Raw genomic sequence first — 23,731 nt, 5'->3', positions numbered from 1 at the left:
GAGGCTGTTTTTTTATCCATACGATCTCTTTATACTGTCCATTCCGTACCCTAATTAAAACTTAATAATGAAACCACTTCTTGCATTGATGTTATTGATGACATTCTTTGCCCGTGCTGCCAATCCTGAGCCTGGAAGCCAGTATTTGCAGGCCGCAGAGGCCGGTGACAAACGCGCGCAATATTACCTTGCTGACAGCTGGTTTAGCTTCGGCGATTTGAGTAAAGCCGAATACTGGGCACAGAAATCCGCCGACAATGGCGATGCGGACGCCTGTGCGCTGTTGGCGCAAATTAAAATCACTAACCCGGTCAGTCTGGATTACCCTGAAGCGAAAATGCTGGCGGAAAAGGCCGCTCAGGCGGGCAGTAAAGCGGGTGAAATTACGCTGGCACGTATTCTGGTCAATACTCAGGCCGGTAAACCCGATTACCCCAAAGCCATTTCCCTGCTGCAAAACGCCTCTGAAAATCTGGAGAGCGATGTTGCTGTGGATGCGCAGATGTTGCTCGGCCTGATTTATGCCAACGGCGTCGGGATTCAGGCTGATGATGATAAAGCCACCTGGTATTTCAAGCGCAGTTCTGCCATCTCTCGCACCGGGTATTCCGAATACTGGGCGGGAATGCTGTTTCTGAACGGCGAACAGGGCTTTATTGAGAAGAATAAACAGAAGGCGCTGCACTGGTTGAATCTGAGCTGTACCGAAGGCTTCGATACCGGCTGCGAAGAGTTTGACCGATTAACGAACGGCTGACTCAGATTGCCGGATGGCGCTTTGCTCATCCGGCCTACAAGCGATACCGACTCGTAGGCCTGATAAGGCGAAGCCGCCATCCGGCATAAGCGATACCGGCCCGTAGGCCGGATAAGGCGAAGCCGCCATCCGGCACAAGCGATACCAGCCCGTAGGCCGGATAAGCGCAGCGCCATCCGGCAGGCCGTTTACCGTTACTGGGCGGTCTTATCGAATTGACCCAATACTTCGCGCTCATACGCCAGCGCTTTTTTGCGATCAAACTTGTGTTCCCATTTGGCGATAACCAATACCGCCAGCGCATTCCCCACCACGTTCAGCGCCGTACGCGCCATGTCGAGAATACGATCAACCCCGGCGATAAAGGCCAGGCCTTCCAGCGGGATGCCCACGCTACCAAGCGTTGCCAGCAGTACCACGAAGGAGACGCCCGGCACGCCAGCAATCCCTTTCGATGTCACCATCAGCGTCAGCACCAGCACGATTTCCTGCCACAGCGACAGGTCAATACCGTACAACTGCGCGATGAAGATCGCCGCAATACTCTGATACAGGGTCGAGCCATCGAGGTTAAACGAGTACCCGGTCGGCACCACAAAACTGGTGATCGAGGCTGGCGCGCCATAGGCTTCCATCTTCTCGATAATTCGCGGCAACACGCTTTCAGAGCTGGCGGTGGAGTACGCCAGAATCAATTCGTCTTTCAGAATGCGGATCAGGATCCAGATACTCAGCCCGCAAATACGCGCGACGATACCCAGCACCACCAGCGCGAAGAACAAGATCGCGAAGTGAACCAACAGCACCAGCTTCGCCAACGGCCACAGCGAGGCAAAACCGAAGTTCGCCACGGTCACGGCGATCAGCGCGAACACCCCGATCGGCGCATAGCGCATGACCATGTGCGTCACTTTAAACATGGTTTCAGAAATGGAGCGGAACACCGTCACCAGCGGCTCACGATGCGTTGCCGGTAGCGAGGAAAGCCCCAGACCAAACAGCACCGAGAAGAAGATGATTGGCAGCATGTCGCCTTTCGCCATCGAAGCAACGATGTTTGTCGGGACCAGCGACAGAATGGTGCCCATCAGGCCATGCGCGTGGCTCTGCACCTCTGCCGTCGTGTTCTGGTATTTCGAAATGTCCACGGTCGCCAGTTGCGACATATCAATGCCGGAACCCGGCTGGAACACATTCGCCAACGTAATCCCGAGGATAATGGCGATGGTCGTGATCACTTCGAAATAGAGAATGGTTTTTGCACCAATACGTCCCAGCTGTTTCGCATCGCCGACACCGGCAATCCCGACAATCAGCGTGGAGATCACAATCGGCACAACGATCATTTTAATCAGATGGATGAAGATATCCCCTGCCGGAGAGAGCAGGTTTGCAATCAGCCACTCGCGGCTGTCGCTGTGATAATGCAGATAACTGCCGAGTAAAATGCCCAGCACCATGGCAATCAGGATCTGCCAGGCCAGGCTGAGTTTAAAACTTTTCATAACGACGGACTTCCTCAATGGAACACCACTCCGGTAAAAAACAGGAATGGTTACATACTGAAAGGGTATGAATTGTGTTGCGTTGGTTTGTCGATTTTATTAACGCTTACACCCTAAATAATTCGAGTTGCAGGAAGGCGACGACGCAGCGAATCCCCGGGAGCTTACATCAGTAAGTGACTGGGGTAAGCGGCCCTTTAGGGCGAGTCATGCCAACACACCTGCAGCTTGAAATATGACGGGTGTATAATCAGTACCATTTGCAGGGCATCTTGCGCAACCCTTTAAGAACAGGGCTTTTCGCTGAAATAATGCATAATAACGCGAATTTATCGGGTTTATATTGCATAACTATTTGTTATGGAAAGATTTTTAAATCTAAATTTTTGAATTATAACTATCATGAATTATTTTGGCCGCGAGGTTCATTTGCCTGTTTTTTAAACAGATAAATCGCACAGATCACAAAACTATTTCTGCCGATTCTGTAACAACTTTGCCATATTAATCGACTCTATCAGCTGCGCACGATTCACCCGCGGCGAATTTAAATCCAGGACTTTTTGCCACTGCAAAATCGCCTGTTTGTAATCCGCCTGCATAAATGCATCCGACGCCAGTAGCATCAGCGCGGTAACTTCCGAGGCATCCAGCGCCAGCGCCTTATCAATCATCTCGCGGGTCGTCGGCGTCATGTGCTGCCCGGCCTGGTAGTAGAGCACGGTCGCCAGCGCCGAATAGATCTCCGCATTCTCTCCTCGGCTACGCAGCGCCTGACCATAAGCCAGCAGCGCATTATCGTAATCATTGCGCCACAGATAATACTCGCCGAGGAGCGCCCACTTTTCGCTGTCCTGTGGGTTGGCGCGAATCTGTTTTTGCAGAGCTATCAGTTGGGCCTCCGGCGTCGCGGTCTCTGCAAATTCATGTAGCGGATCGGCCCGTCGTCGTTGTTCGTCTCGCACGGCCTGCCATTTTGGCGACAGCAGATAGCCACTGAGGCAAACGATAATCATCAGCCCAACGACCAGCGCCAGCCACTTCACCGGCAATGGACGGGAAGATGCATCTGAGCGTTCGGACAGACTCATGGTTCGCCCTCCTCTTTACGCTGGCGCGTACTGACCCGCCAGAGCACGCCGCCCACCAGCAGCAACAGCAGGCACGGCAACGCCCACAGCAGCAGCGTCTGTCCGGTGAGCGGCGGGTTATAGCGGACAAAATCACCGTACCGCGCGGTCATCCAGGCGGTGATTTCAGCTTCATCTTTCCCTTCAGCCACCATCGTATAGACCTGGTGGCGCATGCTGACCGCAACCGGGGCATTGGATTCCAGCAAGTTTTGATTCTGGCACTGCGGACAGCGCAGTTGGCTGGCGATCGACAGCGCCTTTTCCTGTTGCTGCGGGTTATCAAAAGCCCAGGTATCAACCACCTGAGCATGAGCGGAAAAGGAGATAACCAATAGAAAGATAAACGCCATGAGAGCGCCTGATGACGCTGCGCTTATCAGACCTACGCCGCGCGTAAATCGTAGGCCGGATAAGGCGCTTGCGCCGCCATCCGGCACATTGCAAATATGACTACGCATCGCGCTTTCTCCCCCGCCAGCCGCTGAGCAGCGCCCCGGCAATCATTAACAGCCCCCCGCCCCAAATCCAGCGCACACCGCTCTGCACATACAGGCGCATGGCATACCGCTCCTCGCCCGTTTTTTCACCCATCACCGCATACCAGTCATGAAGCAGATCCCAGCGGATGCCCGGCTCCATCATTTGCTGGCGGCGGGCGGAATAAAAGCGCCGCTCGGGCGTCAGGCTGCCGATTCGTTTGTCGCCCTGCCACAGCGTAATAAGCGCCTTTTCGGTGGTGTAGTTCCCTTTCGCGGCCAGATCCAGCCGTTCAAAGCGGAAGGTATAACCCGCCAGTTCAACCTGCTGACCTGGACTCAGGTTAAGGCTTACCTCCTGGCGACTGCCGCTGGAGAAGAGAACCCCCGCGGCAAAAACCAGCACGCCAGCGTGCGCCAGCAGCGCCGGAAGCTGACGGTGTACGGCCCCCTTCCGGCTCCTGACCATCGTGATCACGATCACCACCAGCATCAACAGGCCAAACGGCAAGGTGGCGCGATTGAAATACGGCGCGCCCACGGAGAGTCTTCCCCACCCCAACAGGCCATAAAGCATTGGGTAGAGCGTTCCAATCAGCACGATCAGCAGTACCGCGCAAAAGAGCAGCAGCGCCGCCAGAATCAGCATTTCGCGTGACCAGCCGCCCAGACGAACGGCCTGTTGGTTAGTCCGCGCGCGCCAGCCGTACAAGCCGAGCGCGGCCAGACTCAGAATGGCAAAGAGGGCAAACAACGGCACGGCGCGCACGTTATCCAGCGCAAAAGCGTGTACGGAAACGAGAATGCCGGAACGGACAATCAGCGTTCCCAGCAAAGAGAGGATGAGCGTGACAATGGCCAGCAGTAGCGACCAGTGGCGAAAAATGCCGCGTTCACGCGACACATACAGGCTATGCAGTAGCGCGCTGGCAGAAAGCCAGGGTAATAAAGACGCGTTTTCCACCGGGTCCCAGAACCACCAGCCGCCCCACCCCAGTTCGCAATAGGCCCACCATGAACCGAGAATGATGCCAAGCGTCAGTGCACACCAACCGGGCAGCGCCCAGCGCCAGCATACCCAGGCAGTCAACGTCGTGAAATCACCGCGCAGCAACGACGCCAGCGCCACGCCGGCGGCGACCATCAGGCCACCGTACCCCAGATACAGCAGCGGCGGATGCAGGATCAGCCCCAGATGTTGCAGCATCGGGTTAAGATCGCGCCCTTCTATCGCTGGCGGAAAGATACGGGCAAACGGATCGGACCAGAACACCACAAACAGCAGCAGCAATGCGGTGATCGCCGAGAGTACACTGAGCGTGAACGGAAACAGAGGATCAGATTCGCGGCGATAGCGCCAGGCAAACAGCGCGCTCCAGCCGGACAGAAATAACACCCACAGCAGCAGAGACCCTTCGTGACCACCCCACACTGCCGCCAGCCTGAGTCCCCACGACAGCAGGCTGTGACTATGTTGGGCCACATAGGTAACCGAGAAATCGCTGGTCAGAAAGCAGAACACCAGAATCAAGAAGGCAAGCAGCAGGCACGCAAATTGCGCCCAGGTGCCCACGCTCGCCAGACGCATGACGCCCTGCCAGCGCAGGCGTTCACCGGCCAGTACGGCAAGCGGGGTCAACACGTTGACCCCGAGACTGAATAACAGCGCCAGAAAACCGGCTTCAGGAAGGAGTACGTCCAGAAATCACCTTTCCCTCACAGCCATGCTTATGCAACCGTGAGCTGTCCAGCATAGAGAATGAAAAAGCGCAGCAACAGTACGCCCGTCAGGCTGGCACCACATACCGCCAGCACCCCGTGAAACGTCGAACCGCGGTTGGCCCAGGGTTTCAGTAGCATCGGAACGATCAGTCCCAGCCCCGCGACGCCGATCCAGAACCACCAGGTCCAGAAGCCGCCACCCAACGCCGCCGACAGCGCACGCATTTTGCCGTCATCGCCCAAAGCCAGCCCCACAAAGAAGGCGGCCAGCAAGAAGATCTCCAGCCACACCACCGGGGTTTCCACGCGGTGAATAAAATGCGCCTCGGTACTGTGCGGATTACCACGCTGACGTAATGCCATCGCGATCAGCGCCACCGCCGCACCGGAAGAGATCCCGGAAAACAGGAACAGCACCGGAAGAATCGGGTTATTCAGGAACGGGTAGGATTTCAACACCGAAAGCAGGAAGCCGGTGTAGGCGCCCAGCAGCACCGCCAGTACCAGCATCAGCGTTTCGAGTCCACGGTTGAACGGCGTTAACAGCGCCAACACCTTCTGCACCAGTCCCAGACGGGGGAACCAACGCTGTTGCAGGGCCATCACCTCTTTTTGAAAGATGATAGCCAGCCACAGAATCAGCACAACCATATACAACTGGAATAACAGAACCCCCATCGACATCACCGACGTAAAGCTGTAGTGGAACATCAGCTTCCAGAAGGTCCAGGGACGCGTCAGGTGGAAGATCAGAATCAGCAGGCCGAGAATAATCGCCCCCGGCCCCACCACCAGCGTAGTGCGCAGCAGCGTACTGTCCGCTCCGCCCGCCTCCGGATGGTAACGGCGCAGCAGGATTGACAGCGTTACCAGTCCGGCAGAGATACCGATCAGAAACAGATAGATGGCGATGGGCCAGTCCCACACCAGCGATTCAAAATGGAAAGCAGATGCGTTTGTCATTGGCTCACCTCCCCATATTTAAAGGGAACGCGGTAGACCTTCGGTTTGGTACCCAGCGCCAGCTTGTAGCGATAGGTGGTTTTCTGCCGCAGCAGCCGGGAAATATCGCTGTCAGGATCGTCCAGATTGCCAAACGTCAGCGCCTTCGTCGGGCAAGACTCGACGCAGGCAGGCAGTTTGCCCGCTTTCAGATTGGTTTTACGGCAGAAATCGCATTTATCCGCCGTTTTCGTGACCGGATGGATAAAGCGCACACGGTACGGACAGGCGGCGATGCAGTACTGGCAGCCGACGCAGAGATCCGGGTTCACATCCACGATGCCATTCGCGGCATCGCGATACGACGCTCCGGTCGGGCAGACGTCAACGCACGGCGCGTGATCGCAGTGCTGGCACGAATGGCGGAAGAAGCGGTACTTCACATCCGGAAACGTGCCCAGCGGTTCGCTGCGAATGATGGTCAGTCGCGACACCCCCTCCGGCACGTTGTTGACTTCCCGACAGGCATCCATACAGGCGGTACAGCCGATGCACAATGATTCATCATGCACCATGCCGTATCGCACGCCGTTGATATTCAACGTTTTCGCCACCACGCGTCCTGCAGTACCGCTGACGGCCACCAGCGCGCCGACGCCGGTGATGAACTGGCGACGAGAGCAACTCATGGATGCTCCTTAAGCAAAGGAACAGACGCCGGATTAAAGTTCGGGTTGTTACGCTGATCGCTGTGGCAATCGACGCAAATTTTAACTCGTCCTTTATCGCTTAACGTCTGCATCGTGTCTTGCTTCGGATGCAGCGAGTGACAACTGGCGCAGGCCACTTTAGTAACGTGGACATCGTGCGGCCAGAACGCTTTTTGCAACTGCTCAGGCAAGTGACAGGACAGACAAACGCTGTTCTGCTGCTCCACGTTGTACATCGGCTCGTTAAAGCGCATCACATCCTTCGCCCCTTCACGGTGCTGAGGCGATGGCTTGCCATGACAGTTGGTACAGGTGACCGGCAGTTTATTGTTCGGATTGGTCACAGACGCATGCTTACCATGCATCCCTTCGGTATCCGGCTTGTGACAGTCCAGACACGCGGCATCCGGGCTACGCTGTTGGGTGACCGTCCAGCGTTCAGACTCCTGCGGCGTTGGCGTGGCGGTTATCCCACTCAGGCTCCATAACAGACCTGACGCCAGCACCCCAGCAGTTAATAACGAACGGAATACGCTCATATTCACTCCGTTGAGTTATCCGCCCCTTGCGAGGCGGAATGGGGTTATTGGCTTAACAAACCGTTTTTACGCGCCTGTTCTTCCCACTGCGGGATCACCGTTTTGATAAAGTCCTGTTTATCGGCGTTAATCTGCTGCATGTTCAGACCAATGGCCGCCTGGGCTTTCTCTTTGGTGGAGATATCCGGAATCGCGATTTCATGGGTGATGCCTTTGGTTGCCAGCAGACGCGCCAGTTTAGTCCGGGCATCGGCAGCTTTGTCCATCGCGATGCCTAACATCCGCAGACCTTCTTCCGGTGCGTGCATATGGATACCGTGAGAGGCAATGGCCAGATCCCAGCGCCACTGCGCGTGACGGATATCGCTCAGAATCGGCTTCATTTCCGCTTCCGTTGCGCCCGCATCCCAGGCTGCTTTCGCTTCGAAGTGAGCACGAACCAGTTGATCTTCAACCTTGATTTTCAGCCCATTGATCGCCTTCTTACGCTCAGCGACCACATTTTGCAGAGAGGCTTTATCCTGGGTATGGCAGTTCGCACAGGTTTGCGGGAAGTTGTCGAATGGGTTGCCAATCTTGTGATCGGTATAGAGTTTGCCTTCGGCGTTCTGCACTTTCGGCATGTGACAGTCGATACAGGTCACATTGTTTTTGCCGTGAATACCCACGCTCCAGGTTTCATATTCCGGATGCTGTGCTTTCAGCATCGGCGCTTTTGACAGCGAGTTGGTCCAGTCAGCGAAGGTAATGGCGTCATAGTATTTCTCCATGTCTTCGACTTTCATGCCGTCATCCCACGGGAACTTAACGGCTTTGTCTTTGCCGTCAAAATAATATTCAACGTGGCATTGTCCGCAAACCATCGACTGCTGGTCGAAACGACCGGCTTTATCGAACGGCTTGCCGATGGTCTCCATCGCTCGTTCAGCGTACGGGCGAGACAACGTCAGCTCAGGTTTACCTTTCGCAAAGTCAGGTGACGCCGTGTTATGGCAATCGCCGCAGCCCAGGTTATTCACGATTTCCGGACCGCCGCGCGCCCATTTGCCGTGGAAGTAGCCGTCTTCACCGTCTTTCTGGATCAGACGCGCCACGTCCGGGCTTTTACAGCTCCAGCACGCCATCGGCAGTGGACCGTCTTCAGCATTTTTTGGGGCGCCGGTACGTAAGGTTTCACGCACATCAGTCACCGCATAGGCGTGCCCACGCGGTTTGTTGTAATCACGGGAGAACGGATATCCCGCCCACAAGATCACCAGACGAGGATCTTCCGCTAATGCGTCTTCACGTTTTGATTGTTCTGAGGTCGCTTTCCATGAGAGGTATTGATCGGGATGCTGAGGGGCGAAGACTTCATTCTTCGCTTCAACGGTAACAGTCTTTGCGGGTTCGGGCGTTTGCTCAGCATAAACCGCAGAAATGAAAAACAGCGGTACGATCAGGCTGAAGAAACGGCGTGCGCGTAGTGTAATCCTTGCCATAGAGGTCTCATCCAGATTGCGCCATTGCGTTCAATGACGGTTCTTTTTTATTCTATCCATGACGATAACCACACACACCGCCATGACATTGCCCTAATCTAGATGTAACAAAAAACCACACACAAAATGTTGTCTTTAATCAATTGTAAGTGTATGTAAAATACCACTTTAGAGTTAGTCAGGCCGTTTTTTCTCTACTCCTTTCCCCTTTTTCGACCGCGATCACCGTTCGTGAACAATTAACATAACCCTCTGTAACGGAAAGATTTTACCAACTTTTGTTGGTTTCCTTCAAAAAACGTATTGCCGTTAATTTGCACAATTCCTGTATTGCGTGATCTGTCGCGCAAAACCTAAACAAAACTGTCAAAGCCCCTACATTTAACGTTTGTGAGACATATTATTAACATCCTACAAGGAGAACAAAAGCCATGAGCCAAATTCACAAACACGCTATTCCCGCAAACATTGCGGATCGTTGCCTGATTAATCCGGAGCAGTACGAAGCGAAGTACCAACAATCTATTAACGAGCCAGATACCTTCTGGGGCGAGCAGGGAAAAATTCTCGACTGGATCACGCCGTACCAGAAAGTGAAGAACACCTCTTTCGCGCCAGGCAATGTCTCCATTAAATGGTATGAGGACGGCACGCTGAACCTGGCGGCCAACTGTCTCGACCGCCACCTGCAGGAAAATGGCGAACGCACCGCCATCATCTGGGAAGGCGATGACGCCTCGCAGAGCAAACATATTAGCTATCGCGAACTGCATCGCGATGTCTGTCGTTTCGCCAATACGCTGCAGGATCTGGGTATTAAAAAAGGCGATGTGGTGGCGATCTATATGCCGATGGTGCCAGAGGCCGCCGTCGCGATGCTGGCCTGCGCCCGCATTGGCGCCGTACATTCGGTGATCTTCGGCGGTTTCTCACCGGAAGCGGTCGCCGGGCGCATCATTGATTCCAGTTCGAAGCTGGTGATTACCGCTGACGAAGGCGTGCGCGCCGGTCGCAGCATTCCGTTGAAGAAAAACGTCGACGATGCGCTGAAAAACCCGAACGTGAAAACCATCGAGCATGTGGTTGTACTCAAGCGCACCGGCGGCAACATCGAGTGGCAGGAAGGTCGTGACCTGTGGTGGAGCGATCTGATTGAAAAAGCCAGCCCTGAGCATCAACCCGCAGAGATGAACGCCGAAGATCCGCTGTTCATCCTCTATACCTCGGGCTCCACCGGTAAACCGAAGGGCGTGTTGCACACCACCGGCGGCTATCTGGTGTATGCCGCAACGACCTTTAAGTATGTGTTTGACTACCATCCGGGCGATATCTACTGGTGTACCGCCGACGTGGGTTGGGTTACCGGACATAGCTACCTGCTGTATGGGCCGCTGGCCTGTGGCGCTACCACGCTGATGTTTGAAGGGGTGCCGAACTGGCCAACGCCGGCGCGCATGAGCCAGGTGGTGGATAAGCATAAGGTCAACATTCTCTACACCGCGCCGACGGCGATCCGCGCCCTGATGGCGGAAGGCGATAAGGCGATTGAGGGCACTGACCGCTCATCGCTGCGCATTCTGGGATCGGTTGGCGAGCCCATCAACCCGGAAGCGTGGGAGTGGTACTGGAAAAAGATCGGTAACGAAAAATGCCCGGTGGTGGATACCTGGTGGCAGACCGAAACCGGTGGCTTCATGATTACCCCGCTGCCGGGCGCAACCGAACTGAAAGCGGGTTCCGCGACCCGTCCGTTCTTCGGCGTGCAGCCAGCGCTGGTGGATAACGAAGGCAATCCGCAGGAAGGGGCCACCGAAGGCAACCTGGTGATCACCGACTCTTGGCCGGGACAGGCGCGTACGCTGTTCGGCGATCACGAACGCTTTGAGCAAACCTACTTCTCAACCTTTAAAAACATGTACTTCAGCGGCGACGGCGCGCGTCGTGACGAAGACGGTTACTACTGGATCACCGGCCGCGTCGACGACGTGCTGAATGTCTCCGGTCACCGTCTGGGCACGGCGGAGATTGAATCCGCGCTGGTGGCGCATCCGAAGATCGCCGAAGCGGCGGTGGTCGGTATTCCGCATAACATCAAGGGCCAGGCGATTTATGCCTATGTGACGCTGAATCACGGCGAAGAACCGTCCCCTGAGCTGTACGCCGAAGTGCGCAACTGGGTCCGTAAAGAGATTGGCCCGCTGGCGACGCCAGACGTGCTGCACTGGACCGACTCACTGCCAAAAACCCGTTCCGGCAAAATCATGCGTCGTATTTTGCGCAAGATCGCGGCGGGCGATACCAGCAATCTGGGCGATACCTCGACGCTCGCCGATCCTGGCGTAGTAGAGAAGCTGCTCGAAGAGAAGCAGGCCATCGCGATGCCATCATAACCACCACCGTGAAATGCCCGATGGCGCGCTGCTTATCGGGCCTACAGGTTCTGACCCTACCCTCTCTTCATTGGGAGGGAAAATATAAAAACCTCCCCAAAGGATTTCGTGTCACAGGAAAGCGGCAAGCGAGCACATCCCAGCAGCATAGTTCACTATGTGACTGGGGTGGGCAAGTGCGGCCAACGCACCTGTGACGCGAAAGACTCAGGGGGCCTCTGGAGACTCTGTGATGAATGACACCATTTATCAGCGGATAGAAGACAGTGCGCGTTTCAGGGAATTAGTTGAAAAAAGGCAACGGTTTGCCACGATACTGTCGATCATCATGCTGGTGGTCTATATCAGCTTTATTCTACTGATTGCTTTTGCGCCTGGCTGGCTGGGAACCCCGCTTCACGAGGGAACCAGTGTCACCCGGGGTATTCCGATTGGCGTGGGGGTGATTCTGATCTCCTTCGTTCTGACCGGCATCTATATCTGGCGGGCGAACGGCGAATTCGACCGTCTGAACAATGCAGTACTGCGCGAGGTTAACGCATCATGAAGAGAGTCCTGACGGCGCTTGCCGCCACACTACCCTTCGCGGCCAACGCGGCGGATGCCATTAGCGGTGCAGTACAACGCCAGCCGACCAACTGGCAGGCGATTGTCATGTTCCTGATTTTCGTTGTGTTTACGCTGGGTATTACGTACTGGGCCTCTAAACGCGTACGTTCACGCAGCGACTACTATACGGCGGGCGGGAATATCACCGGCTTCCAGAACGGACTGGCGATTGCGGGCGATTACATGTCGGCGGCGTCATTCCTCGGGATCTCCGCGCTGGTGTTTACCTCCGGTTATGACGGGTTAATCTACTCGCTGGGCTTCCTCGTCGGCTGGCCGATCATCCTGTTTCTGATCGCTGAACGTCTGCGTAACCTCGGTCGCTATACCTTTGCCGATGTGGCCTCTTATCGCCTGAAGCAAGGTCCGATCCGTATTCTGTCGGCCTGTGGTTCGCTGGTGGTGGTTGCCCTTTATCTGATCGCGCAAATGGTCGGCGCGGGCAAACTGATTGAACTGCTGTTCGGCCTGAACTACCACATTGCGGTGGTGCTGGTCGGCGTGCTGATGATGATGTACGTGCTGTTCGGCGGCATGCTGGCGACCACGTGGGTGCAGATCATCAAAGCCGTGCTGCTGCTGTTCGGCGCCAGCTTTATGGCCTTTATGGTGATGAAGCACGTCGGCTTTAGCTTCAATAACCTGTTCACCGAAGCGATGGCGGTCCACCCGAAAGGCAGTGCGATTATGAGCCCTGGCGGGCTGGTGAAAGACCCGATCTCCGCGCTCTCACTGGGACTTGGCCTGATGTTTGGTACGGCGGGCCTGCCGCACATCCTGATGCGCTTCTTCACGGTCAGCGATGCCCGCGAAGCGCGTAAGAGCGTGTTCTACGCCACCGGCTTTATGGGTTACTTCTACATCCTGACCTTCATCATCGGTTTCGGCGCCATTATGCTGGTCGGTGCGAATCCGGCGTATAAAGACGCGGCGGGCGCGTTGATTGGCGGAAACAACATGGCGGCGGTACACCTGGCGAATGCGGTGGGCGGCAACCTGTTCCTCGGCTTTATTTCCGCCGTGGCCTTTGCCACCATTCTGGCGGTCGTCGCCGGTCTGACGCTGGCGGGCGCATCCGCGGTTTCTCACGATCTGTATGCGAACGTGTTCCGTAAAGGAGCGACCGAACGTGAAGAGTTGCGGGTATCGAAAATCACCGTGCTGGTGCTGGGCGTCATCGCCATTATTCTCGGCGTGCTGTTCGAGAATCAGAACATCGCCTTCATGGTGGGTCTGGCGTTTGCTATCGCCGCGAGCTGCAACTTCCCGATCATCCTGCTTTCCATGTACTGGTCGAAACTGACCACGCGTGGCGCGATGTTAGGCGGCTGGTTGGGCCTGCTGACTGCCGTGGTGCTGATGGTTCTTGGCCCCACCATTTGGGTACAAATCCTCGGCCATGAAAAGGCTATCTTCCCGTATGAATACCCGGCGCTGTTCTCCATCAGCGTGGCATTCCTTGGGATCTGGTTCTTCTCTGCCACCGATAACTCGGCAGAAGGGAATCGCGAGCGGGAGCAGTTCCGGGCTCAGTTTATCCGTTCCCAGACGGGCTTCGGAGTCGAACAAGGCCGCGCCCATTAATCGACACGTTTTTCCCCGGTCACTCTGACCGGGGATCCCTTCTCAGAACATCAGCCTTGCTACCAGCGGGGCGACCAGCACCATCACCACACCGGAAAGCATCATCACCAGGCTGGCAACCACGCCCTCCTGCTGACCAAGCTCATACGAGCGCGCCGTCCCCGCGCCGTGCGACGCCGCGCCAAATCCTGCGCCTTTCGCCATCCCTTCGCGAATCGACAGACGTAAAAACAGCGCATCGCCGACCGCCATGCCAAAGACGCCGGTCACCACCACGAACAGCGCCACTAAATCCGGCTGCCCACCCAGTGGTTCAGCCGCCGCCAGGGCAAACGGCGTGGTCACCGAACGCACCGCCAGGCTGCGCTGAATTTCGTCCGGCAGGGTAAATAAACGCGCCAGCCAGACGGAACTGGTCACCGCAACCACCGTCGCCGTCACCACGCCTGCGGTCAGAGACATCCAGTGACGTTTGATAATGGCGAAATTGTCATAAACCGGCACCGCAAAGGCGATCGTTGCCGGGCCAAGCAGCCACAACAACCAATGGGATTCACCGATATAGCTTTGCCAGGAGATATGCCCCAACACCAGCATCAACACCAGCAGCGCGGGCGTAAGTACCAGCGGCATCAACGGCAGCTTACGAAAACGACGGTACAGACGTTTATTGGCGAAATAGATAACCAGCGTAATCGCCAGGCAGAGCACGCTGAGCTGGAGATTAGTCACGGTTTAACCTGCTTATTTCATAGCGATAAACCTTATCCACCACCCATGCCGTGGCACCGAGCACCATCAGCGTACTGATCGCAATGACCGAAAAAATCCGCCAGCCGTCCACCAGCAGCAAATGGGCATAGTTCACCACCGCCACCACCGCCGGAACAAAGAACAGCAGCATCTCCGCCAGCAGCCAGCGCGCCCCGGCGCGAACCCAGCTCAGCGGCAGGATGCGACAGACAATCAGCGCCAGCATCAGCACCATCCCCACCAGATTGGCCGGTAACGGCAGATGCAGCCAGGAGACAAGATATTGCGCAACGATAAACAAACCTGCATACAGCAGTACCTGAACCGGAACCTGGAGTCGTTGCAAAACGGCAGGCGTAACGCGGCTTATCGCCACAGCCATGAGGGAACATCCTGAAAAATAATACGGAACGCCAGTATAGAGAGACCCCGCCGATGACTGAAATGAATTAAAATCATTACAGGCATAGTCGGAAGGAATACTCATGGATATCAGAACGCTGCGTTATTTTGTTGAAGTGGTGCGCCAACAGAGCTTCACCCGCGCAGCGGAGAAACTCTTTGTCACCCAACCGACCATCAGTAAGATGTTGAAAAACCTGGAAGATGAACTGAACTGTACGCTGCTGATCCGCGACGGCCGCAAGCTGTTGCTCACCGATACCGGTCGCGTGGTGTTTGAGCGAGGACTGGCGATTCTGGCCGAGTTTCGTCAACTGGAAGCCGAACTGGGCGACATCAACCATCTTAATAAAGGGCTGCTGCGCCTTGGCATCCCGCCGATGGTCGGCATGCTGATGGCCGGACCGATCGGCCTGTTTCGCCAGCGTTACCCCGGCGTAGAGCTTAAGGTTTCCGAGTTTGGCGGGCTGACGGTGCAGCAGGCGGTGATGAATGGTGAACTGGATGTCGCAATGACCGCGCTACCCGTGGAAGAAGAAAGTGGTCTGGCGACGTTACCGGTATTCAGCCACCCCCTTTGTGTGCTGGTGCCGCGCTCCGGCCAGTGGACCACCTGTCAGTCAGTGTCGCCAGAAGCACTGGCCGAGCATCCGCTGTTAATCTACAACGAAGATTTCGCCCTGAGCCGCCAGTTAATGCGACTGTTCAACGAGCATGACGTAAAGCCGCGTATCGCGGTCCGCAGCGGACAGTGGGATTTTCTCGCGGCGATGGTGCAGGCAGGCGTGGGGATTGCCATTCTGCCAGAGCCCATTTGCGAACGACTGGACAAAAATACGCTGCGCTGGATCCCACTGGAAAGCGAGTTGCGCTGGCAGTTGGGGATGATTTGGCGCGAAGGGGTGTATCTCTCACACAGCGCCAAAGCGTGGTTATCGTGCTGCGAAGGTTTTTGGGCGGAGCAAGTGCCCTCAGTTGCCCGGTAAGCATCGCAATGCCGGATGGCGGCTAACGCCTTATCCGGCCTACCCCCGTTCACCAGCCTGTAACGATGTGATGTCACCTGCCCAATCTTGCGGGTATAAACCTCGCCGCACATCGCGATGAAACGTTGAATACGGCCAGTCTTTTACCTGCGTTACCCATCCATGCTTAATGGGATTGATATAAATATAATCAACATGTCGTCGGTAATCCTTCTGCTCCCGAATGGTGTGTTCCCAGAAACGGGGCTGCCAGACCTGCTGTAAACCGAGTGACTTTGAAAAAGTCTTTTTAATGGCCCGCCAACGTGCTGAAAAATCATACTCGTTGTCAGGCAAAGTCCAGATACAGTGCATATGCTCTGGCAGAACGACCCAGGCGTTGATTTGAAATGGTTTGTTCCTTTTAGCCATCCAAATAGCCTCTCTGAGCACCGTAATTTGTGTTGTTAAAAGATGACTTCTGCGATTACGCAGGTTAACGGTAAAAAACCATGTTCCACCGTTAATGTAGTTACGCCGATAATCAGACATATCCCCTCCTTTTTTCGCAAAAATAGGAGGGGGTGAGAGAGCTGGCAAGAGTAACAAACTCATTCAGGAATACGGCTCGCAAACTGAGTTGCCGGATGGCGGCAAATGCCTTATCCGGCCTACAACCTGTAGGCCCGGTAAGCGAAGCGCCACCGGGCAACATGACGGTGTTACTGATTTTCGATCAGTAACGCTTCCAGTAAGTCGAGATCGTGCAGCAGTTTTTGCAGCGTTTCATTGCTGATTTCACGCGTGGCGCGCAGGTGATACAGTTCCGCCCGCTCTGAACGCAGCGCCGCGAGGCGGAAGCGGCGTTCCAGATTCTCTTCCTGGAGCGAACTCTCAACATCGTTACGCCCGTCGGCACGACGCCGCAGGTTACCGATGACGCGGGAACTCACTTCGGTCAGAAGCTGGTTATCGATGTTCTCTTCGGCATCCGCCGCCAGACGCTCTTCCATTTTCTGGATCGCGACAATCGCCACTTCCGCCGTCGCCGCGCGGGCAATCCGTTCCTCTTTCAGTTGCTGAGAATGATCGGCCACTTCCAGATGTTGCAGCAGAATCGGTAGCATCACCACACCGACAAACAGCGAGAACAGAATCACGCCAGCGGCCAGGAAGACCAGTTCATAGCGCGCCGGGAAGACGTTGCCATCTGGCAGCAGCAGCGGGATAGACAGGACACCCGCCAGGGTGATAGCCCCGCGAACGCCCGCAAAGGAGGCGATTAAAATTTCCCGTGTCGTCCAGGAGCCAAACTCCATCGGTTTCTTTTTCAGGAAACGCATGCTGAAGTTTTTCATCGTCCACAGCCAGCCGAAACGCACCAGCATCAGCGCCACATAAATCAGAATGATATCGGTAAACAGCATCCAGATTTCCACGTTCGGATCGGCCTCCGCCGCCACCAGCGACGACTCGAGAATCCCCGGCAGTTGCAGGCCCAACAGCAAAAAGACCATGCCGTTAAACACAAACTCAAGCATCGCCCAGGTGCTGTTGGCGCGCAGACGCATCGCCAGCGGCGCACGGCGCATCACCCCGGAGCGGGTGATGGTCATCCCGGCGGCGACCGCCGCGAGGATCCCGGAGACGCCGATATGTTCTGCGATCAGGTACGATGCGAACGGCAGCAGGAACAGCAGGACGATTTGCGTCGCCGGCTCATCGCCGCCCCAGCGGCTGAGAAAGCGCAGCGAGCGACCGTACAGCCAACTAACCACAAAGCCCGCGAGGATACCGCCGATCGCCACCTTAAAGAATTCCACCGTCGCGCCGCCGACGGTAAACACCATCGTGCCCATCGCCACAGCAACGGCAAATTTCAGTGATACCAGACCGGAGGCGTCATTCATCAGCGCCTCGCCTTGCAGGATGCCCATAATCTTCTTCGGGATCCGCCCTTCACCGACAATACCGGAAAGCGCAACCGCATCGGTTGGCGACAGCACGGCGGCGAGCGCAAAGGCCGGGATCAACGGAATGCCCGGCACCAGCCAGTAAATCAGAAAACCAATCCCGACCACGGTGACCAGCACCAGCGCCAGCGCCAGACCGAAAATCTCTCGCCCATGTTCAAGAAATTCTCGCGTCGGCGTCTTCCAGCCATCAGCAAACAGCAGCGGCGGGATAAACAGAACCAAAAACAGTTCGGGGTCAAATTCTACGTGCAGACCAAACGTGGGCCACGCTAACAGCGCGCCGATAGCAATCTGCATGAGGGGTAAGGGGAGCTGGAAGGGCAATACGCGCGTAAATACCCCGGACAGCGAGACCACAAGGGTCATGATGAGTATTGTGAAGAAGATTTCCATGCGTTCCCTGTTTGCGATGTTTCTTATGTGTTTGAGAGGCGTCGTGCCTCGATTTTACCTTTCTCAGAGTATCGCAAAAGACAACGAGTGTGTGCTGAAAATAAAAACGGGTGGCAAAAGCCACCCGTTTTCGGAATCCCTTTCGGAATCAGATGGCCCAGCCGCCGGCATAGAACGCCACCAGCGCCACGGCAATCACCACGGTACCGATGTTCAGCTTACGCCATTCACCAGAGACCACGCGGCCAATCACCAGCGTGGCAAAACCAATCATGATGCCGGTCACGATGTTACAGGTCAGTACAATGAATACCGCCGTCACCAGACCCGCCATCGCATCGACAAAGTCAGCGAAATCAATTTTCGCCACGTTGCTCAGCATCAGCAGACCGACGTACATCAGCGCAGGCGCCGTTGCATACACCGGAACGAGGTAAGAGAGCGGGGAAAGGAACAGGATCAGCAGGAACAGCACGCCGACGGTGATGGCGGTCAGGCCGGTTTTACCGCCTGCTGCCGTACCGGCTGCCGATTCAATGTAGACCGCTGCTGGCGCTGCACCCACCAGACCTGAGAACACGCTGCTCAGGGAGTCCGTGGTCAGCGCTTTACCGCCGTCAATAATCTGCCCGTCTTTATCCAGCAGATTCGCCTGACCCGCCACAGCACGGATGGTGCCGGTGGCATCAAACACAGCGGTCATTACCAGCGCCAGAACGCTTGGCAGAACAACCGGGTTCAGCGCGCCCATGATATCCAGGCTACCAATCAGCGATTTACCAGTTTCATCACTCAGCGATGGCATGGCGAAAATGCCGGAGAATTTCACCGCCGGATCGAAAATCAGACCCACGACAGAAATGCCGATAATAGTCAGCAGAATGCCACCCGGCACTTTCAGTTTCTCCAGACCGATAATTACCGCCAGACCAACCAGCGACATAATCACCGGGAAGGTAGCGAAGTGACCAAGCGCCACCGGCAGACCGTCCAGCGGGTTCTTGATAACCAGACCCACACCATTCGCCGCGATCAGCAGTAAAAACAGGCCGATACCGATGCCGGTACCGTGCGCGATGCCCTGCGGTAAATTGCGCAGGATCCAGCTACGGATCCCGGTGGCGGAGATAATGGTAAACAGGACACCCATCAGGAATACCGCACCCAGTGCGACCGGAACGCTAATCTGCTGGCCCAGTACCAGACTGAACGCGGTGAAGGCGGTCAGAGAGATGGCGCAACCAATCGCCAGCGGCAGGTTGGCCCACAGCCCCATGACGATAGATCCCAGACCGGCCACCAGACAGGTCGCGACGAACACCGCCGCTGGCGGGAATCCGGCTTTGCCCAGCATACCAGGCACGACGATAACGGAGTACACCATCGCCAGAAACGTTGTTAAACCTGCCACCACTTCCTGACGGACAGTGCTTCCACGTTGTGAAATTTTAAACCAGGCGTCGAGCGAACCGCCGGTACGCGCTGAAGGCGTAGACATAGAAAACATCCCCTGAGAGTTTATTATTCGTTCTTATGCGTGGTGGACAATCCACTGCCAGCGCAACGTCAACTCCCTGTGCTCTGATCGCGACAAAGAGGGGTGTCGCAAAAAGCAAACGTTTAGCTCCGCGCATAAAAAAACGGGTAGTAAAAAAAAGCAAACGATTATCCAGCGATCATACGGGGATTATCAACTGAACTTTGCCGCTTTTTACTCATTTCTTGCGCTAACGCTGAAGAAATCGCCAACTGATGCGCAAACGTTATCGTCAATGCGCAATCCGGCAACAAATTTTGCCGGATTGCGTCGCAAATACAGGAGGCAAGACGGTGAAAAAACCGCCATCAACCACCGGGAATGTCAAAAGGGCCTCCCTGCTGGATGGCACGTTGCCAGGCAGGACGCATTTCCACGCGTTTTTTCCACGCGCTGATATGAGGAAGATCGGCAATACCGCCGCGCGCCAGTAGCGCAAACAGAGGAAAACTCATCTGGATATCCGCCATGCTGAGATGGTCGCCGGCAAACCACGGGCGCTCAGCGAGGTGCGCGTCGATAAAGCGCGCGTGGGTTTCCAGTTGCGGATTGAGATACGCTTTTTGTACGCCCTGCCCCAGCGCACCGCCCAGCGTGCGCAAACCAAAAGGCATCGGCGGTTTCCCCAGACTGACGAAAACCAGCTTCATTAACAGCAACGGCATCAGCGAACCCTCGGCGTAATGCAGCCAGAAGCGATACTGGCGCGTGGATTCCGCATCAGCCGGTTTGAACTTCCCTTCGCTGTCATAGGTATCCTGCAAATAGTCGAGAATCGCCCCCGATTCCGCGATGATCACACCGTTATCTTCCACGACCGGGGATTTACCCAGCGGATGGATTTTCTTCAGTGCCGGCGGGGCAAGCATGCTCTTTTCACGCTGGTAACGCACAATCTGGTAAGGCAGCGATAGCTCCTCCAGCGCCCAGAGAACGCGCTGTGAGCGGGACTGGTTTAAATGATGCACCGTCAACATGATGTTCTCCCGTCATTTCCTCTTACTCACTCTAGTAAATTATGGGAGATGGCGAAAAAAATTCGCCTAAAAAGTCGCCAGATTCACTGGCAAACGGGATGATGCGGCTTACACTTACAGTATCAACACAGACCGGAACCTCCACCACGTGCTCGAATGAGGGGTGTTGACGTCGGGGGAAACCCTCCCGTGAACCAGCGGGATAGAGAGAAAGACAAAGACCGGAAAACAAACTAAAGCGCCCTTGCGGCGCTTTAGTTTTGCTCATCCTCCAGCAAACGTGCCCCCGTGCCCTCTTCGCCCAGCCGGTCTCCGGGGTTACGCAACGGACAGTCTTTGCGCGATAAGCAGCCACAGCCAATGCAACCGTCCAGCTCATCACGCAGCGCCACCAGCGTATGAATGCGGCGGTCCAGCTCTTCGCGCCATTGCGAGGAGAGTTGCTTCCACTCTTTAGCGCTGAGGGTATGCCCTTCCGGCAGCACGCCCAGCGCTTCGCTGATGGTCGCCAGCGGGATGCCGATCCGCTGAGCAATTTTGATGATCGCGACATAACGCAGCACATCACGCCGGTATCTGCGCTGATTGCCGCTGTTACGGATACTGCTGATAAGCCCCTTGCTTTCATAGAAATGCAGCGCGGAAACCGCCACGCCGCTGCGCTTTGCCACTTCGCCCGGCGTGAGCATCGCTTTTATACGGGGTAATTTCTTTTCCATAAATCGCTTTACCTCAAGTTAACTTGAGGAATTATACTCGCCCGCAGACAAAAGACGAATCGGACACTGAGAAGGAGGCAGCAATATGTCCCATCAGCAAATTATTCAAACCCTTATTGAATGGATTGATGAACATATCGACCAACCGCTGAACATTGATGTGGTCGCAAAAAAATCAGGTTATTCAAAGTGGTATTTACAGAGGATGTTCCGCACGGTGATGCGCCAGACGTTGGGCGACTATATCCGTCAGCGCCGACTGCTGTTGGCCGCCGTCGAACTACGCAACACCGAACGACCGATATTCGATATTGCGATGGATTTAGGCTATGTGTCGCAACAGACATTTTCCCGCGTGTTTCGCCGGGAATTTGATCGTACCCCCAGCGACTACCGCCACCGCCTGTAGTATTACTGTCCGCGCTGCATCAGGAGTGCGGGCGGTTGTTGTAACCAGTGAATGAAGTCCTGCGGCGGCAGCGCCTTCGCGAAGTGCCACCCCTGGCAGTACTGCACCCCGCGTTTAAGCAGCCAGCTCACCTGATCCGCCGTCTCCACGCCTTCCGCGATGGTTTTCAGACGCAGGCTTTGCGCCATCTCAATGATATGTTCCGCAATCAGATGGCTGGTGCTGTTGGTGGTCAGCGTATCGATAAAGGACTTGTCGATCTTAAGAATATCAACGTTCAGTGAATAGAGGTTGTGCAGGTTAGAGTAGCCGGTGCCGAAATCATCAATCGCCACTTCATAGCCTGCCTGACGAAATGCCTGGATCACCGGCGTAGTTTTCGGCACATCGATAAATCCCCGTTCGGTCACTTCGACTTTAATTTGTTGCGCAAGCACGCCATGTTCGCGCGCTTTATCCGCAATCATGGCAATCAGTCGTGAAGAGTGGAAATCCGACGCGGAAAGGTTGATAGAGATATACAACTGCGGGTTTGCAGCCAGAAACGTCCCCATATCACGGAACACTTCTTCCACCACGTAGTCGGTAATCTGCGCGATCATCCCCTCTTTTTCCGCCAGCGGGATAAACTCCGCCGGACTCATCACCTGCTCTTTACATCCCGGCCAGCGCAGCAGCGCTTCCGCCCCACGCATTTCTCATTTTTAATATCAATGATCGGCTGATAGTGCAGGCAGAGCTGGCGCTGTTTAAGCGCGCGCTGGAGCATGCGCCGTGGCGAGTAGTATTGCCGACGCGCCCGCGACCAGAACATTAACAGCAATATACTGCTGATAACCGCCAGCGGAAGCGTAATCAACAACTGCTGATACAGATTCTGATAAAACCGCTGCATCGAGGTCGACACAATCACAGCAATGGGGCGTTTAGCCGAGTGAACGACGGTATAAAAATGGTCGTCCTGCTGGAAGACAGATTGATTACGCTGGACCAGTGGCAACAGTTGAGCCGCCCAGGCCTGTTCGCTGAGGGAGAAAAAGGTGTTGGTTACCGTGTCATAGACCCCCCAGGCCAGCTCGGGGTCTTCAGACATCACTTCGCTATATGACAATGGATTGATCACGGCAACATAGTTTCCGCGTTGCATATACGTCATTTTATAACCGGTGAAAAAAGGCGTATCGCGAAAGTAATAAATGGAGATATTGGGTTTTCGTTTATAGTCTGCCGTCGGCATAATATAGGGCGCTGACGGTGCCATTACCGTAGAGCATAAAAAACGATCGCCTTGCGCATAAATTAACTCGTTGATATACAGGCGCCCACGGATAATATTCAACATTCGTTGTTGATGCGCTGGCGTACACGCTTGTCCCTGATACTGTTCAGCGGCATCACGGGCTAAGTCTGCCTGTAAAACGACCAGTTCAGTTTTATCTAAAGCCAGATGAGCAAAGATGCTCAGTTGCTTACTGGTTTGGGAAGTCGCTTGCAGGTGGGCAAACCATAGCGCCAGCATCACGGGGAGCAAAACCACCATGATTATCCCGAGGAACTTCAGCACATTGCGTCGCACCCGATGATTCATTTCAGCCCTATATCCCTGCATTTCATATGCCTGTTATCATCAAGACAGGATGCTAAATTACACAGGTGGTTACGTTGCATGAATCTATCAATATTAGCAACAGACTTTTATTAGCAAAAGTCTGATATTGCAGGATGGTGATAATATTCGACCGTAAAGCAAAC

Annotated in this window: 21 protein-coding genes and 1 pseudogene; 6 read left to right on the top strand and 16 right to left on the bottom strand. The window is 55.2% G+C overall.

What is annotated here, in order from left to right; translation table 11 throughout:
* The first annotated feature begins 67 nt into the window (after positions 1-67).
* Positions 68-757: a Sel1 family TPR-like repeat protein YjcO gene (gene yjcO, locus WM46_RS21815; RefSeq protein ID WP_102603303.1), complete on the top strand. Its 690-nt coding sequence runs from the start codon at positions 68-70 to the stop codon at positions 755-757.
* Between the two features lie 194 nt (positions 758-951).
* Here yjcO and gltP read toward each other — a convergent pair whose 3' ends face one another.
* The 8 genes from gltP to nrfA all read right to left on the bottom strand — a co-directional run bounded on the left by gltP (position 952) and on the right by nrfA (position 9,265).
* On the bottom strand, positions 952-2,262 hold the full coding sequence (gene gltP, locus WM46_RS21810) for a glutamate/aspartate:proton symporter GltP (RefSeq protein WP_061075554.1): 1,311 nt from the start codon (positions 2,260-2,262) through the stop codon (positions 952-954).
* 470 nt (positions 2,263-2,732) lie between these two features.
* The gene (nrfG, locus tag WM46_RS21800; protein ID WP_102603301.1) at positions 2,733-3,353 is read right to left on the bottom strand and encodes a heme lyase NrfEFG subunit NrfG; all 621 of its coding nucleotides are present in this window, start codon (positions 3,351-3,353) and stop codon (positions 2,733-2,735) included.
* Positions 3,350-3,853, bottom strand: a complete 504-nt coding sequence (gene nrfF, locus WM46_RS26900; RefSeq protein ID WP_102603300.1) for a heme lyase NrfEFG subunit NrfF — start codon at positions 3,851-3,853, stop codon at positions 3,350-3,352. The genes nrfG and nrfF overlap by 4 nt, the downstream gene beginning before the upstream one ends.
* Positions 3,846-5,573 carry a heme lyase CcmF/NrfE family subunit gene (locus tag WM46_RS21790; RefSeq protein WP_187394513.1) on the bottom strand — a complete coding sequence of 576 codons (1,728 nt, stop codon included), beginning with the start codon at positions 5,571-5,573 and terminating at the stop codon, positions 3,846-3,848. Before WM46_RS21790 ends, nrfF begins: the two co-directional genes overlap by 8 nt.
* Before the next feature lie 26 nt (positions 5,574-5,599).
* Positions 5,600-6,556: a cytochrome c nitrite reductase subunit NrfD gene (nrfD, locus tag WM46_RS21785; RefSeq protein WP_061075558.1), complete on the bottom strand. Its 957-nt coding sequence runs from the start codon at positions 6,554-6,556 to the stop codon at positions 5,600-5,602.
* A complete protein-coding gene (nrfC, locus tag WM46_RS21780) occupies positions 6,553-7,224 on the bottom strand; it encodes a cytochrome c nitrite reductase Fe-S protein (protein WP_042999063.1) in 672 nt (223 codons plus the stop codon). Before nrfC ends, nrfD begins: the two co-directional genes overlap by 4 nt.
* Positions 7,221-7,784 carry a cytochrome c nitrite reductase pentaheme subunit gene (gene nrfB / locus WM46_RS21775; protein ID WP_046493984.1) on the bottom strand — a complete coding sequence of 188 codons (564 nt, stop codon included), beginning with the start codon at positions 7,782-7,784 and terminating at the stop codon, positions 7,221-7,223. The genes nrfC and nrfB overlap by 4 nt, the downstream gene beginning before the upstream one ends.
* A gap of 44 nt (positions 7,785-7,828) precedes the next feature.
* The gene (gene nrfA / locus WM46_RS21770) at positions 7,829-9,265 is read right to left on the bottom strand and encodes an ammonia-forming nitrite reductase cytochrome c552 subunit (protein ID WP_102603298.1); all 1,437 of its coding nucleotides are present in this window, start codon (positions 9,263-9,265) and stop codon (positions 7,829-7,831) included.
* Between the two features lie 431 nt (positions 9,266-9,696).
* Here nrfA and acs point away from each other — a divergent pair, with 431 nt between their 5' ends.
* The 3 genes from acs to actP all read left to right on the top strand — a co-directional run bounded on the left by acs (position 9,697) and on the right by actP (position 13,848).
* Complete coding sequence (gene acs, locus WM46_RS21760) at positions 9,697-11,655, top strand: acetate--CoA ligase (protein ID WP_102603297.1); 1,959 nt, start codon at positions 9,697-9,699, stop codon at positions 11,653-11,655.
* Between the two features lie 232 nt (positions 11,656-11,887).
* Positions 11,888-12,202, top strand: coding sequence for a DUF485 domain-containing protein (locus tag WM46_RS21755; RefSeq protein WP_061075562.1), 315 nt, complete (start codon positions 11,888-11,890; stop codon positions 12,200-12,202).
* Positions 12,199-13,848 (top strand): cation/acetate symporter ActP, encoded by a 1,650-nt coding sequence (gene actP, locus WM46_RS21750; protein ID WP_061075563.1) that lies wholly within the window; start codon positions 12,199-12,201, stop codon positions 13,846-13,848. Before WM46_RS21755 ends, actP begins: the two co-directional genes overlap by 4 nt.
* 42 nt (positions 13,849-13,890) lie before the next feature.
* Here actP and WM46_RS21745 read toward each other — a convergent pair whose 3' ends face one another.
* Positions 13,891-14,580: an LrgB family protein gene (locus WM46_RS21745; protein WP_044257358.1), complete on the bottom strand. Its 690-nt coding sequence runs from the start codon at positions 14,578-14,580 to the stop codon at positions 13,891-13,893.
* Entirely contained in the window at positions 14,573-14,983 is a 411-nt protein-coding gene (locus WM46_RS21740) for a CidA/LrgA family protein (RefSeq protein WP_042999055.1), read from the bottom strand. Before WM46_RS21740 ends, WM46_RS21745 begins: the two co-directional genes overlap by 8 nt.
* 103 nt (positions 14,984-15,086) lie before the next feature.
* Between WM46_RS21740 and WM46_RS21735 the strand changes: the two genes are divergently transcribed.
* Positions 15,087-15,989 (top strand): LysR family transcriptional regulator, encoded by a 903-nt coding sequence (locus WM46_RS21735; protein ID WP_061075565.1) that lies wholly within the window; start codon positions 15,087-15,089, stop codon positions 15,987-15,989.
* Between the two features lie 39 nt (positions 15,990-16,028).
* Here the strand turns inward: WM46_RS21735 and WM46_RS21730 are convergent, their stop codons facing one another.
* The 5 genes from WM46_RS21730 to soxR all read right to left on the bottom strand — a co-directional run bounded on the left by WM46_RS21730 (position 16,029) and on the right by soxR (position 21,570).
* Positions 16,029-16,520: an REP-associated tyrosine transposase gene (locus WM46_RS21730; protein WP_102603296.1), complete on the bottom strand. Its 492-nt coding sequence runs from the start codon at positions 16,518-16,520 to the stop codon at positions 16,029-16,031.
* A 170-nt stretch (positions 16,521-16,690) separates the two neighbouring features.
* Positions 16,691-18,337: a Na+/H+ antiporter gene (locus tag WM46_RS21725; protein ID WP_061075566.1), complete on the bottom strand. Its 1,647-nt coding sequence runs from the start codon at positions 18,335-18,337 to the stop codon at positions 16,691-16,693.
* A 148-nt stretch (positions 18,338-18,485) separates the two neighbouring features.
* Entirely contained in the window at positions 18,486-19,835 is a 1,350-nt protein-coding gene (ghxP, locus tag WM46_RS21720) for a guanine/hypoxanthine transporter GhxP (RefSeq protein ID WP_042321123.1), read from the bottom strand.
* Between the two features lie 347 nt (positions 19,836-20,182).
* A complete protein-coding gene (locus tag WM46_RS21710; protein ID WP_102603295.1) occupies positions 20,183-20,851 on the bottom strand; it encodes a glutathione S-transferase family protein in 669 nt (222 codons plus the stop codon).
* 254 nt (positions 20,852-21,105) lie between these two features.
* The gene (gene soxR / locus WM46_RS21700) at positions 21,106-21,570 is read right to left on the bottom strand and encodes a redox-sensitive transcriptional activator SoxR (RefSeq protein ID WP_042321119.1); all 465 of its coding nucleotides are present in this window, start codon (positions 21,568-21,570) and stop codon (positions 21,106-21,108) included.
* Between the two features lie 85 nt (positions 21,571-21,655).
* Between soxR and soxS the strand changes: the two genes are divergently transcribed.
* Entirely contained in the window at positions 21,656-21,979 is a 324-nt protein-coding gene (soxS, locus tag WM46_RS21695; RefSeq protein ID WP_042321117.1) for a superoxide response transcriptional regulator SoxS, read from the top strand.
* A gap of 2 nt (positions 21,980-21,981) precedes the next feature.
* On the opposite strand, the pseudogene WM46_RS21690 reads toward soxS, so the two are convergent.
* Positions 21,982-23,567 (bottom strand): annotated as a pseudogene (locus WM46_RS21690) (EAL domain-containing protein).
* Positions 23,568-23,731 lie beyond the last annotated feature (164 nt).

Source organism: Citrobacter freundii complex sp. CFNIH2 (assembly GCF_002880615.1).
GTDB lineage: Bacteria > Pseudomonadota > Gammaproteobacteria > Enterobacterales > Enterobacteriaceae > Citrobacter_A > Citrobacter_A amalonaticus_F.
Note: the sequence above shows the minus strand (reverse complement) of the source record. Positions and strands in the feature narration are given on the sequence as shown.

Bases quoted from the DNA above. Each gene is read 5' to 3' on its own strand.
- nrfC (WP_042999063.1), bottom strand. From the start codon at position 7,224: ATGAGTTGCTCTCGTCGCCAGTTCATCACCGGCGTCGGCGCGCTGGTG.
- gltP (WP_061075554.1), bottom strand. From the start codon at position 2,262: ATGAAAAGTTTTAAACTCAGCCTGGCCTGGCAGATCCTGATTGCCATG.
- nrfB (WP_046493984.1), bottom strand. From the start codon at position 7,784: ATGAGCGTATTCCGTTCGTTATTAACTGCTGGGGTGCTGGCGTCAGGT.
- WM46_RS21730 (WP_102603296.1), bottom strand. From the start codon at position 16,520: ATGTCTGATTATCGGCGTAACTACATTAACGGTGGAACATGGTTTTTT.
- acs (WP_102603297.1), top strand. From the start codon at position 9,697: ATGAGCCAAATTCACAAACACGCTATTCCCGCAAACATTGCGGATCGT.
- WM46_RS21755 (WP_061075562.1), top strand. From the start codon at position 11,888: ATGAATGACACCATTTATCAGCGGATAGAAGACAGTGCGCGTTTCAGG.
- nrfA (WP_102603298.1), bottom strand. From the start codon at position 9,265: ATGGCAAGGATTACACTACGCGCACGCCGTTTCTTCAGCCTGATCGTA.
- WM46_RS21725 (WP_061075566.1), bottom strand. From the start codon at position 18,337: ATGGAAATCTTCTTCACAATACTCATCATGACCCTTGTGGTCTCGCTG.
- soxS (WP_042321117.1), top strand. From the start codon at position 21,656: ATGTCCCATCAGCAAATTATTCAAACCCTTATTGAATGGATTGATGAA.
- WM46_RS21735 (WP_061075565.1), top strand. From the start codon at position 15,087: ATGGATATCAGAACGCTGCGTTATTTTGTTGAAGTGGTGCGCCAACAG.
- WM46_RS21710 (WP_102603295.1), bottom strand. From the start codon at position 20,851: ATGTTGACGGTGCATCATTTAAACCAGTCCCGCTCACAGCGCGTTCTC.
- ghxP (WP_042321123.1), bottom strand. From the start codon at position 19,835: ATGTCTACGCCTTCAGCGCGTACCGGCGGTTCGCTCGACGCCTGGTTT.
- nrfF (WP_102603300.1), bottom strand. From the start codon at position 3,853: ATGCGTAGTCATATTTGCAATGTGCCGGATGGCGGCGCAAGCGCCTTA.
- yjcO (WP_102603303.1), top strand. From the start codon at position 68: ATGAAACCACTTCTTGCATTGATGTTATTGATGACATTCTTTGCCCGT.
- nrfG (WP_102603301.1), bottom strand. From the start codon at position 3,353: ATGAGTCTGTCCGAACGCTCAGATGCATCTTCCCGTCCATTGCCGGTG.
- soxR (WP_042321119.1), bottom strand. From the start codon at position 21,570: ATGGAAAAGAAATTACCCCGTATAAAAGCGATGCTCACGCCGGGCGAA.
- nrfD (WP_061075558.1), bottom strand. From the start codon at position 6,556: ATGACAAACGCATCTGCTTTCCATTTTGAATCGCTGGTGTGGGACTGG.
- actP (WP_061075563.1), top strand. From the start codon at position 12,199: ATGAAGAGAGTCCTGACGGCGCTTGCCGCCACACTACCCTTCGCGGCC.
- WM46_RS21740 (WP_042999055.1), bottom strand. From the start codon at position 14,983: ATGGCTGTGGCGATAAGCCGCGTTACGCCTGCCGTTTTGCAACGACTC.